Origin of the sequence: Arthrobacter sp. zg-Y769, assembly GCF_020907405.1 — a bacterium.
Taxonomy (GTDB): Bacteria; Actinomycetota; Actinomycetes; order Actinomycetales; family Micrococcaceae; genus Arthrobacter_B.
Map to the genome: position 1 here is coordinate 89,679 of NZ_JAJJOE010000008.1, position 15,859 is coordinate 105,537.

General features: G+C 67.0%; 12 protein-coding genes. 2 read left to right on the plus strand and 10 right to left on the minus strand.

Going from position 1 to position 15,859, the window contains the following annotated elements; all coding sequences use genetic code 11:
• Positions 1-9 precede the first annotated feature (9 nt).
• From LOC60_RS07065 to LOC60_RS07105, 9 genes are all read right to left on the minus strand, one after another.
• Positions 10-1,032, minus strand: a complete 1,023-nt coding sequence (locus LOC60_RS07065; RefSeq protein WP_230023998.1) for a gluconeogenesis factor YvcK family protein — start codon at positions 1,030-1,032, stop codon at positions 10-12.
• Positions 1,032-1,931 carry an RNase adapter RapZ gene (rapZ, locus tag LOC60_RS07070; protein ID WP_230024000.1) on the minus strand — a complete coding sequence of 300 codons (900 nt, stop codon included), beginning with the start codon at positions 1,929-1,931 and terminating at the stop codon, positions 1,032-1,034. Before rapZ ends, LOC60_RS07065 begins: the two co-directional genes overlap by 1 nt.
• Before the next feature lie 81 nt (positions 1,932-2,012).
• On the minus strand, positions 2,013-4,019 hold the full coding sequence (uvrC, locus tag LOC60_RS07075) for an excinuclease ABC subunit UvrC (RefSeq protein WP_230024001.1): 2,007 nt from the start codon (positions 4,017-4,019) through the stop codon (positions 2,013-2,015).
• Between the two features lie 97 nt (positions 4,020-4,116).
• A complete protein-coding gene (locus LOC60_RS07080; RefSeq protein ID WP_230024003.1) occupies positions 4,117-4,785 on the minus strand; it encodes a lysophospholipid acyltransferase family protein in 669 nt (222 codons plus the stop codon).
• Positions 4,772-5,470 (minus strand): HAD hydrolase-like protein, encoded by a 699-nt coding sequence (locus LOC60_RS07085; RefSeq protein ID WP_230024005.1) that lies wholly within the window; start codon positions 5,468-5,470, stop codon positions 4,772-4,774. The genes LOC60_RS07080 and LOC60_RS07085 overlap by 14 nt, the downstream gene beginning before the upstream one ends.
• 86 nt (positions 5,471-5,556) lie before the next feature.
• A complete protein-coding gene (gene uvrA, locus LOC60_RS07090) occupies positions 5,557-8,460 on the minus strand; it encodes an excinuclease ABC subunit UvrA (RefSeq protein WP_230024007.1) in 2,904 nt (967 codons plus the stop codon).
• Positions 8,461-8,731: 271 nt separating this feature from the next.
• A complete protein-coding gene (locus tag LOC60_RS07095) occupies positions 8,732-9,148 on the minus strand; it encodes a GntR family transcriptional regulator (protein WP_230024010.1) in 417 nt (138 codons plus the stop codon).
• 9 nt (positions 9,149-9,157) lie between these two features.
• Entirely contained in the window at positions 9,158-11,107 is a 1,950-nt protein-coding gene (locus LOC60_RS07100) for an ABC transporter ATP-binding protein (protein WP_230024012.1), read from the minus strand.
• On the minus strand, positions 11,104-12,837 hold the full coding sequence (locus LOC60_RS07105; protein ID WP_230024014.1) for an ABC transporter ATP-binding protein: 1,734 nt from the start codon (positions 12,835-12,837) through the stop codon (positions 11,104-11,106). The genes LOC60_RS07100 and LOC60_RS07105 overlap by 4 nt, the downstream gene beginning before the upstream one ends.
• A gap of 73 nt (positions 12,838-12,910) precedes the next feature.
• On the opposite strand from LOC60_RS07105, the gene LOC60_RS07110 reads away from it, so the two are divergent.
• Positions 12,911-13,549: an MBL fold metallo-hydrolase gene (locus LOC60_RS07110; protein ID WP_230024016.1), complete on the plus strand. Its 639-nt coding sequence runs from the start codon at positions 12,911-12,913 to the stop codon at positions 13,547-13,549.
• A 91-nt stretch (positions 13,550-13,640) separates the two neighbouring features.
• On the plus strand, positions 13,641-15,059 hold the full coding sequence (locus LOC60_RS07115; protein ID WP_230024017.1) for an APC family permease: 1,419 nt from the start codon (positions 13,641-13,643) through the stop codon (positions 15,057-15,059).
• Here LOC60_RS07115 and LOC60_RS07120 read toward each other — a convergent pair.
• Entirely contained in the window at positions 15,034-15,813 is a 780-nt protein-coding gene (locus tag LOC60_RS07120; RefSeq protein WP_230024019.1) for a trans-aconitate 2-methyltransferase, read from the minus strand. The genes LOC60_RS07115 and LOC60_RS07120 overlap by 26 nt on opposite strands.
• Positions 15,814-15,859 lie beyond the last annotated feature (46 nt).

Here is a 15,859-nt window from a genome sequence, read left to right on the forward strand (position 1 = left end):
AAAACACTCCTAATTCTCCCCAAATATATCGTGGAAGGCGGTCGCGAGGCGGAGCGGATCATGGATCGGACGCCCCGATGCTGCCCCCACCTTACCGAAGACCGGACGGCCCCCCATTTCTGCTACGGCGTCCTCGAAGGCCGCCCGGTCCGCCACCACCGACGGATCCACCAGCACCGCGTCAACCTTGAACTCCGGCGCATAGCGGCGGATTACCGCCAAGTGGTCCACTGCGCTCATCCCGGACGTTTCAGTGGTTTCGTTGCTGAGATTCATGGTCAGGCAGCGTTTGGCGGATGTGGCGCACAACGCATCGCGCAGCTGCGGCAGCATCAGGTGCGGAAGCACCGACGTGTACCAGGAACCCGGTCCCAGGACCACCCAGTCGGCACGGTCGATGGCTTCCAGCGCGGCCGGACATGCCGGGGCGTCCACCGGCAGGAGCCGTACATCGGAGACATTGCTGCGGGCACCGGCGGCGGCCAGGCTGGCCTGGCCGCTGACGGTTTCCAGCAGGTCTCCCCCGGCTGTGCGCCGCAGGACATCGCCTTCAATGGTCAGCGGCAGGGTGGACATCGGCAGCACCTGGCCGCGGGCGCCCAGCAGCGCACCGGCCCACTGGAGGCCGGCAACAGGATCCCCCAGCAGCTCCCAGAGCGTGACAATCAGGAGGTTGCCGAGGGCGTGGTCGTCCAGGGATCCTTCAACTCCGGGCTGGGAGCGGAAACGGTGCTGCATAACGTCCCGCCAGGTACGTCCCCAGTCGGTGTCGTCGCAGAGTGCCGCCAGGGCCATCCGCAGGTCTCCGGGCGGAAGGACACCCAGTTCCCGGCGCAGGCGGCCGGAGGAGCCGCCGTCGTCGGCAACCGTCACTACGGCCGTGAGATCGGTGGTGAGCAGGCGGAGGGCCGAGAGGGAGGAGGACAGGCCGTGTCCGCCGCCGAGGGCGACGATCGATCCTGCCTGGCCGTCGCTCTCCCGTCCGCCCTTGCCCTCGGGAATCAGGGGCAGCGGTCCGGTGAGGAAGGACATTACTCGCGCCCCAGATCCCTGTGGTGGGAGCTGACCGTCACGTGCGGAAGCTGGTCAAGGCGCTTGGCCAGTTCCTCGGTCACCGCAACGGAGCGGTGCTTGCCGCCCGTGCAGCCGACGGCGATGGTGGCGTAATGCTTGTTTTCCCGGCGGTAGCCGTCAATCACGGGCTCAAGGGCTTCGACGTAGCGGTCCAGGAACTCAGCGGTGCCCTTGGCCTGGAGCACATAGCCGCGGACGTCTTCGTCCAGCCCCGTGTGCGGGCGCAGCTGCGGCACCCAGTGCGGGTTGGGGATAAACCGGACATCGGCAACGTAGTTCGCGTCCACCGGCAGCCCGTATTTGAAGCCGAAGCTCATCACGTTCAGGCGCAGCACAATGGGGCCGGACTCCGTGAAGAGTTCCGTGACGGTGGTGGCCAGGGCGTGGACATTCAGCTTGGAGGTGTCCACAACGACGTCGGAGGACTCGCGCAGCTCGGTCAGGACCTCGCGTTCGGCGGCAATACCGTCCAGGATGCTGCCGTCGCCCTGCAGCGGATGCGGGCGTCGGCCCTGTTCGAAACGGCGGACCAGGGTGGCGTCATCTGCGTCGAGGAACAGCAGCCGGTAGGTAACGCCGGCGGAGCGCAGGTTGCGCAGGGCTTCGCGGATGTCCTGGAAAAGCTCCTTGCTGCGGACATCGATCACCACGGCGAGTTTCGGGATGGACTGCGGCATCCGGGACACCAGCTCGGTGAGGGTACCCAGCATCAGGGGAGGCAGGTTCTCGACGACGTACCAGCCGTGGTCCTCCAGGGCGTTGGCCGCCGTGCTGCGCCCGGCACCGGACATACCCGTGACTACGAGTAGCTCCGATTCCTCCGGTTTGACTACGGTCAAGCCGTCCTCTTGCGTCATTGCTGTGATCCCATCCTGATTGTCCCTGCTTCTTCAGAACTCCGAACGGTTCGAAGCCGACACGCCGGTTTCCCAGCCTAGCTAAGTTTCCAGGATTTCGCCGGTGGCCATATTGACTGCCGGAACCCCCGCCAGATCCTTATCGGCCAGCCGGCTGCGCAGGTTAGCGGCCATTGCCGGGCCGATGCCCGGAACCTCCTGGAGTTCCTCCTCGGTGGCGGCGCGCAGTTTCTTCACCGATCCGAAGTGCTTGAGCAGTGCCTGGCGCTTGGACGGCCCCAGTCCGGGGACCTCGTCGAGCAGTGACGCGGTCATGGACTTGCCCCGCTTCTGCCGGTGGAACGTAATGGCGAACCGGTGTGCCTCGTCCCGGACACGCTGGAGCAGGAACAAAGCCTCCGAGGCGCGCGGGAGGATCACCGGGAAGTCGCTGTCCGGAACCCAGACCTCCTCCAGGCGCTTGGCCAGTCCGACCACCTGCACGTCGGTGATGCCCAGGTCTGCGAGGGCCTTGGAAGCTGCCGCGACCTGGGGCTGGCCGCCGTCCACCACCACCAGGTTCGGCGGGTAGGCGAACCTGGCCTTGGGCGCCGGGGTCAGGGTGTCCGTCAGCGGCTGGACGTCTGCGTCGCCGCCCCGCTCGTCCGGGAGGTCCACCGGGGCATCGGGATCGGCGGCCGGATCGGCATTCTCCGCAAGGTAGTTGCGGAAACGGCGGGAGATGACGTTGTACATGGAGGACGTGTCATCCCGGGCGGCCTCACCGGTGATCGAGAACTTGCGGTAGTCCGATTTCTTCGGCAGGCCGTCTTCGGCCACCACCATGGAGGCAACCACATTGGTGCCCTGCACATGGGAGATGTCGTAGCACTCGATGCGCAGCGGCGGCGAGGGCAGATCGAGGGCCTCCTGCAGTTCCTGCAGTGCGGCGGAACGGGTGGTGATGTCCCCGGCGCGGCGGCTCTTGTGCAGCCGCAGGGCGTCAGCTGCGTTGCGGGCCACGGTCTCCATGAGGGCCTTCTTGTCTCCGCGCATGGGCACGCGGATGTCCACGCGGGCCCCGCGCAGTCCGCCCAGCCACTCGGCGAGTTCCTCGGCGTCCGGCGGCAGCACCGGCACCAGGACCTGCCGCGGAATGCGGTCGGTGGAGTTCGCCTCGCCGTAGACCTGCTGGATCAGGTGTTCCACGAGGTCCGCCGTGTCGTTGTCTTCCACCTTTTCCACCACCCAGCCGCGCTGGCCGCGGATGCGTCCGCCGCGGACGTGGAACACCTGGGCGGAGGCTTCGAGTTCGTCCTCTTCGAGGGCAAAGATGTCTGCGTCGGTGTCTTCACTGAGCACCACGTTGTTGCGTTCGAACACCTTCCGCAGGGCGGAGATGTCGTCCCGGAGCCGGGCGGCGGTTTCGTAGTCCAGTTCGGCGACGGCGGCCTGCATCTCCTTCTCCAGGCTGGAGATAAAACGCTTGCCCTCGCCGGCCATGAAGTCGCAGAGCTCGGCCGCAAGGTCGCGGTGGTCCTCCGGGCTGATCCGGCCGACGCAGGGGGCGGAGCACTTGTCGATGTAGCCGAGCAGGCAGGGCCGGCCGGTGCGTTCGGCCCGCTTGAAGACGCCGCTGCTGCAGGTACGGACGGGGAAGACCCGGAGCAGCGTGTCCAGGGTTTCGCGGATGGCCTTGGCCGGATAGAACGGCCCGAAATAGCGGGTGTCCTTGCGCCGGTCCCCGCGCATGACCTGGGCCCGCGGGTACTTCTCCCCCATGGTGACGGCCAGGTACGGGTAGGACTTGTCGTCCCGGAACATGATGTTGAACCGGGGATTGAATTCCTTGATCCAGGTGTATTCGAGCTGCAGTGCCTCGAGTTCGGTGCCGACCACCGTCCACTCGACGCCGGCGGCGGTGTGCACCATGGCCCGGGTTTTGGGCAGCAGCCCGCGCGGGTTCGCAAAATAGGAATTCAGGCGGGAGCGGAGGTTTTTGGCCTTGCCCACGTAAATGACCCGGCCGTGTTCATCCCGGAAGCGGTATACGCCCGGCGCCGTGGGGATCTCCCCTGTTTTCGGCCGGTAGGTTGCTGGATCTGCCACTTCTCCATCCTACGTTCGCTGTCCCCCGCCCCCGGACGCCGGCGCGCGGTTTCGCGGGCCGCTGAACCGGAGGGGCCAGCACCCGCCGGACGTCTGCCTATCCCTCGGGCCGGTTCCGGTTGTAGCTTTCGGAGCGCTGCTGGCCGCTGAGCTCCGCAATGGCCTCCATCACCCGGTCGGTGGCCTGGCGGCGGGCCGGCAGCGCATGCTCCGGGCCGGTCTTCTGGAAGTACAGCGGCTGCCCCACCTTCAGGGTGAAGTGCCCGGGTTTGACCGTTTTCTTTCCGGCCGGCTGCAGCTTGTCGGTGTCGATGAGCCCGACCGGCACCACGGGTGCCCCGGAGGTCAGCGCCAGCCAGCCGACCCCGGTGCGGCCCCGGTAGAGCAGGCCGTCGCGTGAGCGGGTGCCTTCCGGGTAGATGCCGACGCCGCCGCCCTCCTCGAGGATGTCCAGCAGGGTCTTGAGGGCCGCAACGCTGGCGGCCTGCTGGTCCCGCTGAACCGGAATGGAGCCGACGCCCTCGAAGAAGCTCCTCATCGCGAGGCCCTTGAGGCCGGTACCCGTGAAGTATTCCGCCTTCGCGAAGAAACCCACCCGGCGGGGCAGCAGCGCCTGGACCAGGACGCTGTCCAGGAAGGACTGGTGGTTGCAGGCGACGATGAACGGCCCGCTGGCCGGGACATGCTCCAGCCCGGTGATCGTGGGCCGGCACAGACCGGCGACGAGGCCGCGGGTGCTTGCCCGGGTCAGGTTATACAGAACCATTCAGTGCCACCCCCTTCCGTTCAAACTCCAGCACTGCGTCACTGAGTTCGTCCGCGCTGCCGACGACGACGGCGGCCCCGGCTGCTTCGAGCTCGCCCTCGCCGGCGAAACCCCAGGAGACGCCGATGCAGTCGATCCGGTTGGCGGCGGCGCCCTCGACGTCGTGCCGGCGGTCACCGATCATCACGGCCCGGTCGTAGGAGCCTGCATGGCTTTCGAGGGCGGCGCGGATGATGGAGGCTTTTCCGTTGAGCGCGGCCGCAGCCTGCTCATCGGCGGGTGAGCCGTGCACCGACGCGAAGAGGCTGCCCATGCCCTGCACCCCGAGCAGTTCCAGTGCGAGGTGCTGCGGTTTCTGGGTGGCCACGGCAACGGTGTGCTCCTGCCGGAGCCGCTCGACGGCGCCGGCAATGCCCGGGTACGGCCGGCTCTGCGCCATGCCTGACTGCCGGTATCCCTGCCGGTAGTGGCGGATGACGGCTTCCAGACGGTCTTCCGGCACGCCGGCGATGTCCCGCAGGGAGGTGACCAGTGACGGGCCGACCATCCGGTGCAGGTCGGCATCGGAGGGCACGGGCAGGCCGCAGGCCGCCAGCGCGGAGCTGATGCCGCCGGTGATGGCACCTGCCGGGTCAACCAGCGTTCCATCGAGATCGAAAAGCACCAAGAGCCGGGGAGAAGTCACGGGCCTTAGTTTGGCATATCCGGGCGGGCTAAGGGAAAAAGATATGCCCGGCACAGTATATGTGCCGGGCAGGTATCTTCCGAGAGCTACGGGGTGAGGATCTCCGCCAGGAACGTGGCGGTGTGGCTGCCCTCGACCTTGGCAACCTTCTCCGGAGTGCCGGAGGCAACCACCTTGCCGCCGCCGGTGCCGCCGTCGGGCCCAAGATCGATGATCCAGTCGGCGCTCTTGATGACGTCGAGGTTGTGCTCGATGGTGATGACCGTGTTGCCCTTGTCCACCAGCCCCTGCAGCACCTCCAGCAGCTTGCGGACGTCTTCGAAGTGCAGGCCCGTGGTGGGCTCGTCCAGGACGTAGATGCTGCGGCCGTTGGAACGTTTCTGCAGTTCGCTGGCGAGCTTCACGCGCTGCGCTTCGCCGCCGGAAAGCGTGGTGGCGGGCTGGCCCAGCCGGACGTAGCCCAGGCCAACGTCCACGAGGGTGTTCAGGTGCCGGGAGATGGGACCGAAGGCCGCGAAGAACTCCGCTGCTTCCTCGATTGGCATGTCCAGCACTTCGGCAATGTTCTTGCCCTTGTAGTGCACCTCCATGGTTTCCCGGTTGAACCGGGCGCCGTGGCATACCTCGCACGGCACGTACACGTCCGGCAGGAAGTTCATTTCAATCTTCAGCGTGCCGTCGCCGTGGCAGGCCTCGCAGCGGCCGCCCTTGACGTTGAAGGAGAAACGGCCCGGCAGGTAGCCGCGCACCTTCGCCTCGTTGGTCTCGGCGAAGAGCTTGCGGATGTGGTCCCACACACCGGTGTAGGTGGCGGGGTTGGACCGCGGGGTCCGGCCGATCGGGCTCTGGTCCACGTGGATGACCTTGTCCAGCTGCTCCAGGCCCTCCACGCGGGTGTGCCGGCCGGCCACGTGCTTGGCGCCGTTGAGCTTGTTCGCCATCGTCTTGTAGAGGATGTCGTTGATCAGCGTGGACTTGCCGGAACCGCTGACGCCCGTGACGGCAGTGAAAACGCCCAGCGGAACGTCGACGTTCAGGTTCTGCAGGTTGTTTTCCCGCGCCCCTACGATCTTCAGCTGGCGGGTCTTGTCCACCTTGCGCCGCTTCGCCGGAATCTCGATCTTCTTCCGGCCCGACAGGTACGCTCCGGTGATGGACCGCTCGTTGGTGAGCAGCTCAGCCAACGGTCCCGAGTGCACCACCTCGCCGCCGCGCTCACCGGCGCCGGGGCCGACGTCGACAATCCAGTCCGCTTCCTGGATCGTGTCTTCGTCGTGCTCCACCACAATCAGGGTGTTGCCCAGGCTGCGGAGCCGGATCAGGGTATCGATCAGGCGCCGGTTGTCCTTCTGGTGCAGGCCGATGGACGGCTCGTCCAGGACGTACAGTACGCCCACGAGTCCGGAACCGATCTGCGTGGCCAGGCGGATGCGCTGGGCTTCGCCGCCGGACAGCGTGGCGGCCGGGCGGTTCAGGCTCAGGTACTCGAGGCCGACGTCGAGCAGGAAGGTCAGGCGGGCCTGGATTTCCTTCAGCACCTGGTTGGCAATCTGTGCTTCGCGTCCGGTGAGGACCAGGGTGTTGAGGAAGTCTGCGGCTTCACGCAGGGGCAGGGCGCTGATCTCGGCGATGTTGCGGCCGTTGATCAGTACGGACAGGGACGCCGGGTTCAGCCGCGCTCCCCCGCACTCGGGGCAGGCAATTTCCCGCATGTACTCTTCGTACCGGTCACGGGCGTGGTCCGATTCGGTTTCCCCGTGCTTGCGGTGGATGTACTGGATGACGCCTTCGAAGCCGGTGCTGTACTTGCGTTCGCGGCCGAAGCGGTTGCGGTACTGGACCACGACCTTGTGGTCCTTGCCGTTGAGCACGGCCTCGCGTGCCTTGGCGGGCAGCTTCTTCCACGGCGTGTCCATGGAGAAGCCCATGTCCTTGGAGAGGCCTTCAAGCAGCCGGTTCCAGTACTCGGTGGTCGCGGTGCCCAGGGACCACGGGGCGATGGCGCCTTCGGCCAGGGACTTGGAGGGATCCGGAATGATCAGGTCCTCGTCCACTTCCAGCCGGGAACCGATGCCGGTGCAGACCGGGCAGGCGCCGAACGGGTTGTTGAAGGAGAAGGACCGCGGCTCGATTTCGTCGATGGCCAGCGGGTGCTCGTTCGGGCAGGCCAGGTTCTCGGAGAAGGTGCGGGTACGCTCGCTGCTGTCTTCGGGCAGGTCAACGAAGTCCACCACCACGCGGCCGTCGGCAAGGCCGAGGCCGGTTTCCACGGAGTCCGTGAGGCGCTGCCGGATGCCGTCCTTGGCCACCAGGCGGTCCACAACCACTTCGATGTTGTGCTTGTACTGCTTACCCAGCTTCGGCGGATCCGACAGCTGGACCTGCTTGCCGTCCACCCGGGCACGGGAGTAGCCCTTGGCAGCGAGTTCCTTGAACAGGTCGACGAATTCGCCCTTCCGGCCGCGGACTACCGGGGCAAGGATCTGGAAGCGGGTTCCTTCTTCCAGTTCGAGGAGCTGGTCCACGATCTGCTGCGGCGTCTGCCGGCTGACGGGCTCGCCGCAGACCGGGCAGAAGGGACGGCCGACGCGGGCCCAGAGCAGGCGCATGTAGTCGTGGATCTCGGTGATGGTGCCCACCGTGGACCGCGGGTTCTTGCTGGTGGACTTCTGGTCGATGGAGACCGCGGGCGAGAGGCCCTCAATGAAGTCGACATCGGGCTTGTCCACCTGGCCAAGGAACATGCGCGCATAGGCGGACAGCGATTCGACGTAACGCCGCTGGCCTTCCGCAAAGATGGTGTCGAACGCAAGGGAGGATTTGCCCGAGCCGGACAGGCCGGTGAACACGATCATGGCGTCCCGCGGCAGGTCCAGGTCAACGTTGCGGAGGTTGTGCTCGCGCGCACCTTTCACTACGAGGCGGGAAAGGTCATTGGCTTTATGCGGCACGAACGTGGTGTCAGCCGTCGGAAGAGTCGATTTAGGCACGTTTTCAACTGTAGTTCAAACGCGGATTCGAAAAAGTATTCGACCCCCCGGGTTTCGCCGCGGGCGAAGCGGCACGGGTGCGGCGCTCCCCGCTGCCTGCGTTTGGAGCCGCCGGGGAAGCATCGCACGCCATCCCACGGTGTGGGGCGGCTGGTACGTCCTGAGGTCCCACCCGCACCAGCAGCACCATCAGGTGGGATGCTGTGCTGTGTGCGGGAGAGCAGGGAGATCGATCAGAGGAAACCCCTCAAACCGGAAGCTCAGTGACCGTTTAGTGCAGCGCCGCCCGCAGGAAGGACACGGCCTCGTCCTCGGAGACGCCGTTGGCCCGGACCGACCTGGCATACGCGGCGGCGGCTGCGGCCACCCGGCGGCGGCCGCTGTCACCGCCCGCCGCGACAACCGTGCCGGCGCGGGACCGGGTGGTGACCACCTGCGCCTGTTCGAGCTCGCGGTACGCCTTGGCCACCGTGTTCACTGCCAGGCCGAGGTGTCCGGCCAGCGCGCGGACCGGAGGCAGCCGCGTGCCGACGGCGAGGTGCCCGTCATTCACGCCGTCCAGGATCTGCAGGCGCAGCTGTTCGTACGGCGGAACCGAACTGGAGGCGTCTATCCGGACCTCCGCCAATACACCGGCGTCGTTGCCGGCGGAAGTTGCTTCGGTTCCGGGGGATGTGTCAGGGGTCATGCTGCAATGCTAGTGCCCGGCCGGGTCGGCCGGCTCCTCCGCGGTCTCCGCCGGGCCGGCGAACTGGGACCGGTACAGCTCGGAGTAGAAGCCCTCGGCCGCCAGCAGCGCCTCGTGCGTTCCCTGTTCCACTATCTGCCCGTCCCGCACCACCAGGATGACGTCGGCGTCCCGGATGGTGGAGAGCCGGTGGGCGATCACGAAGCTGGTGCGGTCCTGCCGCAGGGCGTTCATGGCCAGCCGGATAGCGATCTCGGTCCGGGTATCCACCGAGCTGGTGGCCTCATCCAGCACCAGGATCGACGGATTGGAAAGCCAGGCCCGGGCGATCGTGAGCAGCTGCCGCTGGCCCTGGCTCAGCGCGCCGCCGTCATATCCGAGCACGGTGTCGTAGCCCTCCGGCAGGGACCGGACGAAGTGGTCCACATGGGTGGCCTGCGCGGCCTGCACAATCTGCTCCTCCGTGGCACCCGGGGCGCCGTAGGCCAGGTTCTCCCGCACGGTGCCCTCGAACAGCCAGGCGTCCTGGAGCACCATGCCGATGTGGCTGCGCAGTTCCTCGCGGCGGAGCCGGGCAATATCGACGCCGTCAATAGTGATGCGGCCCGCGTCCACCTCGTAGAAGCGCATCAGCAGGTTGACCAGGGTGGTCTTCCCGGCACCGGTCGGTCCCACGATGGCCACCGTCTGTCCCGGCTCGGCGGTGAAGGACAGGTGCCGGACCAGCGGGGCGTCGGGGCTGTAACTGAAGGAGACATCCTCGAAGGCCACCCGCCCGCGCACCGCCTTCAGGTGTTCGGGCCGGTCGGGGTCCGGTTCCTGTTCCTCCGCGTCCAGAAGGGCGAAAACGCGTTCGGCGGACGCGACGCCGGACTGGAGCATGTTGATCAGGCCGCCAAGCTGGCCCAGCGGCTGGCTGAACTGGCGGCTGTACTGGACAAAGGCCTGCACGCCGCCGATGGACAGCTGCCCGCCCGCTACCTGCAGGCCGCCCACCACGGCCACCGCCACGTAGTTGAGGTTCGAAATGAACATCATTGCCGGCATGATGATGCCCGAGACGAACTGGGCGCGGAAGGCGGAGCGGTACAGGCGGTTGTTGGCCGGGGCGAAGCCTTCGATGACCCGTTCCTGCTGGCCGAAGGCCTTCACCACGTCCTGGCCGGTGAACATTTCCTCGATGTAGCCGTTCACCTCGCCGGTGGATTTCCACTGGGTCTTGAACTCTGCCTGCGAGCGCCGGGCAATGAGCACGGTGACCAGTGCCGAGACGGGCACGGTGATCACGGCGATCAGTGCCAGCAGCGGCGAAATGGAGACCATCATTGCCAGTACGCCAACGATGGTCAGCACCGAGGTGATGATCTGGGTCAGGCTCTGCGAGAGGGTCTGGGCCAGGTTGTCGATGTCGTTGGTGACGCGGCTCAGGACGTCCCCGCGTGACTGCTGCTGGAAATGGGACATGGGCAGGCGGAACAGTTTGCCGTCCACGTCGCGGCGCAGCCGGTACATGGCGTTCTGCACAATGCGTGCGGTCACCCGTGCCTGGAACCAGCCGAAGGCGAAGGCCGCCAGGTAGATTCCCAGCACTCCGAGGAGGATGCCGCCGAGCCGGGCGAAGTCCAGTCCCTGCCCGGGGATGACATCCATTGCCGAGAGCATATCGGCCAGTTCCCGCTCCCCGGAGTCCCGCAGTGCCTGCACCTGGGCGTCCTTGGACATCCCCGCCGGCAGGGACTGCCCGATGAACCCGTCGAAGATGACGTTGGTGGCCTCCCCCAGTATCCGGGGCGCGCTGACCGCGAGCGCCACGGAAACGACGGCGGCGGCCACCACTGCCGCCACCCGTAACCGGTCCGGGGCCATCAGCACCAGGATCCGGCGGACACTGGCCGCGAAGTTCTCCGGCCTGGCTGTGGCCGGAGCTCCCGGGCGCCCCCGTACTCCCGGCGTACTCATGCCACTTCCTCCGCAGTCAGCTGGGAGGCCACTATCTCGCGGTAGGTGTCCGAGGACGCCATCAGCTCCGCATGGGTTCCCTGCCCCGCTATCCGCCCCTCCTCCAGCACGATGATCCGCGCAGCGTCGATAATCGTGTTCACCCGCTGGGCCACGACGATGACGGTGGCATCCCGGGTCTGCGGTTTCAGCGCCGCACGCAGCCGGGCATCGGTGGCGAAGTCAAGGGCGGAGAAGCTGTCGTCAAAGAGATAGATGGACGGCCGGACCACCAGTGCCCGGGCAATGGCCAGGCGCTGGCGCTGCCCGCCGGAGAAGTTTCCCCCGCCCTGTTCCACCGGGTGCTCCAGCCCTCCCTCGGAAACCCGGACAAAGTCTGCAGCCTGCGCGGTTTCCAGTGCCTCCCAGAGTTCTTCGTCGGTGGCGTCCGGCCGGCCGAAGCGCAGGTTCGAGGCGACCGTGCCGCTGAAGAGGTAGGCCCGTTGCGGTACCAGGCCGATACCGCGGCGCAGGGAGGAGAGGGTGACCCCGGCGATGTCCTGCCCGTCCACGGCAATGCTGCCCGATGTGGAGTCGAGCAGCCGCGGAACCAGATGCAGCAGTGTGGTCTTCCCTGCCCCGGTGGAACCGATGATGGCGGTGGTCTCCCCGGGCAGGGCTTCGAAGCTGAGGTTGAACAGCACCGGGTCCTCGGCGCCCGGGTAGCTGTAGCCGACGTCGGTAAAGGTGATCCGCCCGCCGTCGTACGCCAGCTCCCCCGCCCCGGGGGCATCGGCGACGCTGGTGCGGGTGTCCAGCACCTCGAAGATGCGGTCCGCGCAGACTGCGGCGCGGGGAAGCATCATAACCATGAACATGGACATCATCACCGCCATCAGGATCTGCATGATGTAGGCGATGAACGCCGTAAGCGCACCGATCTGCATCTGTCCGGCGTCGATCCGGAAAGCGCCGAACCAGACCACGGCCACCGTGGCAAGGTTGGCCACCAGCATGGCGGCGGGAAACAGCAGGGCCAGCAGCTGGCTGATCCGCAGCTGGGTGGAGGTAAGGTCCTTGTTCGCGCCGGCGAAGCGGTCCTGCTCGGACCGCTCCCGGATAAAGGCACGGATGACGCTGATCCCCATGATCTGCTCCCGCAGCACCGAGTTGACCCGGTCGATCTGCCGCTGCGCGCGCCGGAACAGGGGAATCAGGCGCTTGAGCACCAGCCCGATCACCAGGAACAGTGCCGGCAGGATCAACAGCAGGATGCCGGAGAGCGGTATGTCCTGGTTCAGGGCCAGCAGAACGCCGCCCACCCCCATGATCGGAGCCGAAACCATCATGGTGAAGGTCATCAGCAGGGTCATCTGCACCTGCTGCACGTCATTGGTGGTCCGGGTGATCAGGGACGGCGGCCCGAACAGCCCGACCTCCCGCGAGGAGAAGGTCTCCACATTGGTGAACAGGGCGGCACGGATATTGCGGCCGGCGCTCATGGCGACGCGGGACGCCAGATAGGTGGCCGAGATGGAACACAGGACCTGCCCTGCCGTAACCGCGAGCATCCATCCGCCCACCTGCATAATGACGCCCGTGTCCCCGGTAACCACGCCGCGGTCAATGATGTCGGCGTTCAGGGTAGGCAGGTACAGCGTGGCGACGGTCTGCAGCAGCTGCAGGAGAACGACGGCGGCCACGGGGACTTTGTAGGGTGCCAGGTTTTCCCGGACCAGCCTCAGGAGCATCCTTGCAAGGTACGCCCGTCTGCGAGCGCAGACAATAGACCCCTCCTGCCGGGTGCCTCGCTAGACTGGCGGCATGGAGGATCTGGAGAACATCACTATCCGCAGCGTGTCCGTCAGCGAAATGGACAACAACGTCTATCTGCTCACCGGGAAAGCCTCAGGCGCACAGGTGCTCATCGATGCCGCCGCCGACTTCCCGGCCATTGCGCGCCTGTTGGCCGAAGGGGCGCAGGACGCCGCGGTTCCGGCGAAGCTGGAACTGATCATCACCACGCACAGCCACTGGGACCATGTGCGGGCGCTCGCCGAAACGGCAGCGGCCACCGGGGCGCGTACCGCGGCCGGAACGGCGGACATCCCCGACATTGAGGTGCCTACCGTCGTTTCCCTGGAGCACGGGGACACCGGAACGTTCCCCGACTTCGAGCTGGAGGCGATTTCCCTGCGCGGCCACACGCCCGGTTCCGTGGCCGTGCTCTACCGGGATCCCCACGGCCCGGCCCACCTGTTTACCGGGGATTCGCTCTTTCCCGGCGGGCTGGGCAACACGCAGAAGGATCCCGAACGGTTCGCGCAGCTCTACCGGGACGTATTCGAACGTGTGTTCGATTACCTGCCGGATGACACGGTGGTGCACCCCGGCCACGGCGCCGGCACCACCTTGGGTGCCGAGCGGCCGCATCTGCGCGAATGGAAGGAACGCGGCTGGTAGCTGCCGCGTTCCATCCCGGGCGATTGACCGGCACCGGGTCCGCGCCCTAGCCTCCAAGAGGGGCCTGCCGTAGGGATGAGAGCGGATAGCCGTGGCCAAATCGTCGTCGTCATCACCGTTACCGTCCAGTCCGGCAGCCCGGCCGCAGATCGGGTTGGTGGCGTGCGTTGCCTTCGGGGTGGGCACCACGGTGGGGGGCGGCGTCTTCACGCTCTCCGGAACCGCCGTGAACCTGGCCGGTCCGGCCGCCGCAGTCAGCTATCTCCTGGCCGGCATCGTGATGTTCCTGTGCGCACTGTCCTTCATCGTGGTCTCCACCCGCGCCGGGGAGGGCGAATCCGGCTATGCGCCCGTGGGGTCGATCCTCAGCCCGTTCTGGCGGTTCATCGTGATGTGGGCCTTTTACCTCAACGGCGCCACGATCATTGCGTATCTGACCGTTTCCTTTGGCGATTACCTGAACGAGTACTTCCTGCCCGCCGCCGGGACGCTGGTGCTGGCGCTCGCCGTCACCGGCCTGGTGACTGCGCTCAACCTGGGGCCGACGGCGATGGTGGCAAGGGCGGAGACCTGGATTGTCGGCATCAAGCTGGCGCTGCTGGTGCTGTTTTCCGTCTGGGGCCTGCTCCAGCTGCGGCTACCCCAGCTGGAGCGTCCGCTGCCCGAGGGGGCGGGCGGGGTGTTTTCGGCCGCCGCCCTACTGTTCACGGCTTATACCGGGTTCAACGTCATTACGAACATGGCCGGTTCGGTAAAAGACCCCCGCAGGACGGTGCCGCGCGCCATCATGCTGACCATCCTGGTCTCCGGACTTGTCTATCTGGGAACGGTGCTGGCCATGACAGCCAGCGGCATCACCCGGTTCACTTCCACCGGTGTCTCACAGGCAGCTGAGATAGTCATGGGGGCCTGGGGCGGGCTGCTGGTGGCCTTCGCGGCGTGCCTGTCAACGCTCTCCGGTGCCAACGCGAACGTCTTGGGCGCGTCGGAAATCATGCTTCGCATGGTGGCGCGCGGGGATGTGCCGCCGGTACTGGGACGGCACACCCGTCACGGGCATCCGTACGTGAGCGTCCTGCTGCTTGCTGCCATCACGGTCCTGCTGGTGGTCCTCAACGACACCACCTTTGTGGTTTCCGTGGCCAACGTCGCGGCCATCATCGCCATGGTGGTGGTCAGCGTGGCAGCGGCAGTGCTCGGATACCGGAAATGGCCCGGAGAAGGCGCACGGCTGCCGCTGGGACCGGCGGTCCCGATCCTGGCAGCCCTGGCCGCTGCCGCCCAGCTGCCGTCCCTGAACCCGCCTGCCCTGGTCACCGGCTTCCTGCTGACCGGCCTAGGTGCGGCACTCTACTTCGCAAGGCATCTTCAGCGCGGCGGGGCCGGCACCCAACTGCACGCCAACAGGCAGATCGACAGCCTGGGCACGCCGCTGATGTCCGCAGCCCGCCGCCCGGACCGGCGGCAGGGCGGGCGGCGGAAGGTCAGGCCGCCTTCCGGCCCACCATAAACAGGCGCCGGAACGGAAAGACCGTCCCCCACGCGTGCTGCGGGTAGGCCGTACGCAGCAGCGCCGCGTATTCGGCCTCGAACGCCCTGAAGTCCTGGGCGGACAGGGCATCGATGACCGGGCGCAGGGCCGTGCCGCGCACCCATTCCAGGACCGGATCCTCCCCGGTCAGCACCTGCTGGTAGCTGGTTTCCCAGACATCCGCCTCGAACCCGGCCTCGGTGAACAGGGCTAGATAGTCCGCGGGCTCATCCACCGCGTCGGCATGGCGGAGCACCCCGTCCAGTTTCGGAGCCCAGGCGGCGCTCGCCGCCAGCTCCCGCATCAGCACGTGCGAGGGTGCGCCGAAGTTGCCCGGCACCTGCACGGCCAGCCAGGCGCCGTCGCCGAGCTGCCCGGCCCACCGCCGCAGCAGGTCCCGGTGGCCCGGAACCCACTGCAGGGCGGCGTTGGACACCACCACGTCCGTACCGGGTTCCGGTTCCCAGTCCTCGATCCGGCCCTGCACGAAGTCCAGGTTCGACGGCGCACCCTCCAGTGCGCGGGCGGAGCCGATCATGTCCTGCGAGGAATCGATGCCGGTGACCTGCGCCTGCGGCCAGCGGGCGGCGAGCGCGGCGGTGAGGGCACCTGAGCCGCAGCCAAGGTCAACCACACGGGCCGGAGAGGAAGCCGCTACCCGGGCCGTAAGGTCGAAGAACGGCCGGTCGCGGTGCGAGGAGAACTGCGTGTACTTTTCCGGGTCCCATTTCATGGCCCCGAGCCTATCCGCCGGTCCCCGCGGAAAACGGGACCGGCAC

Bases quoted from the DNA above. Each gene is read 5' to 3' on its own strand.
- LOC60_RS07065 (WP_230023998.1), bottom strand. From the start codon at position 1,032: ATGTCCTTCCTCACCGGACCGCTGCCCCTGATTCCCGAGGGCAAGGGC.
- rapZ (WP_230024000.1), bottom strand. From the start codon at position 1,931: ATGACGCAAGAGGACGGCTTGACCGTAGTCAAACCGGAGGAATCGGAG.
- LOC60_RS07080 (WP_230024003.1), bottom strand. From the start codon at position 4,785: ATGGTTCTGTATAACCTGACCCGGGCAAGCACCCGCGGCCTCGTCGCC.
- LOC60_RS07095 (WP_230024010.1), bottom strand. From the start codon at position 9,148: ATGACCCCTGACACATCCCCCGGAACCGAAGCAACTTCCGCCGGCAAC.
- LOC60_RS07100 (WP_230024012.1), bottom strand. From the start codon at position 11,107: ATGAGTACGCCGGGAGTACGGGGGCGCCCGGGAGCTCCGGCCACAGCC.
- LOC60_RS07105 (WP_230024014.1), bottom strand. From the start codon at position 12,837: ATGCTCCTGAGGCTGGTCCGGGAAAACCTGGCACCCTACAAAGTCCCC.
- LOC60_RS07110 (WP_230024016.1), top strand. From the start codon at position 12,911: ATGGAGGATCTGGAGAACATCACTATCCGCAGCGTGTCCGTCAGCGAA.
- LOC60_RS07120 (WP_230024019.1), bottom strand. From the start codon at position 15,813: ATGAAATGGGACCCGGAAAAGTACACGCAGTTCTCCTCGCACCGCGAC.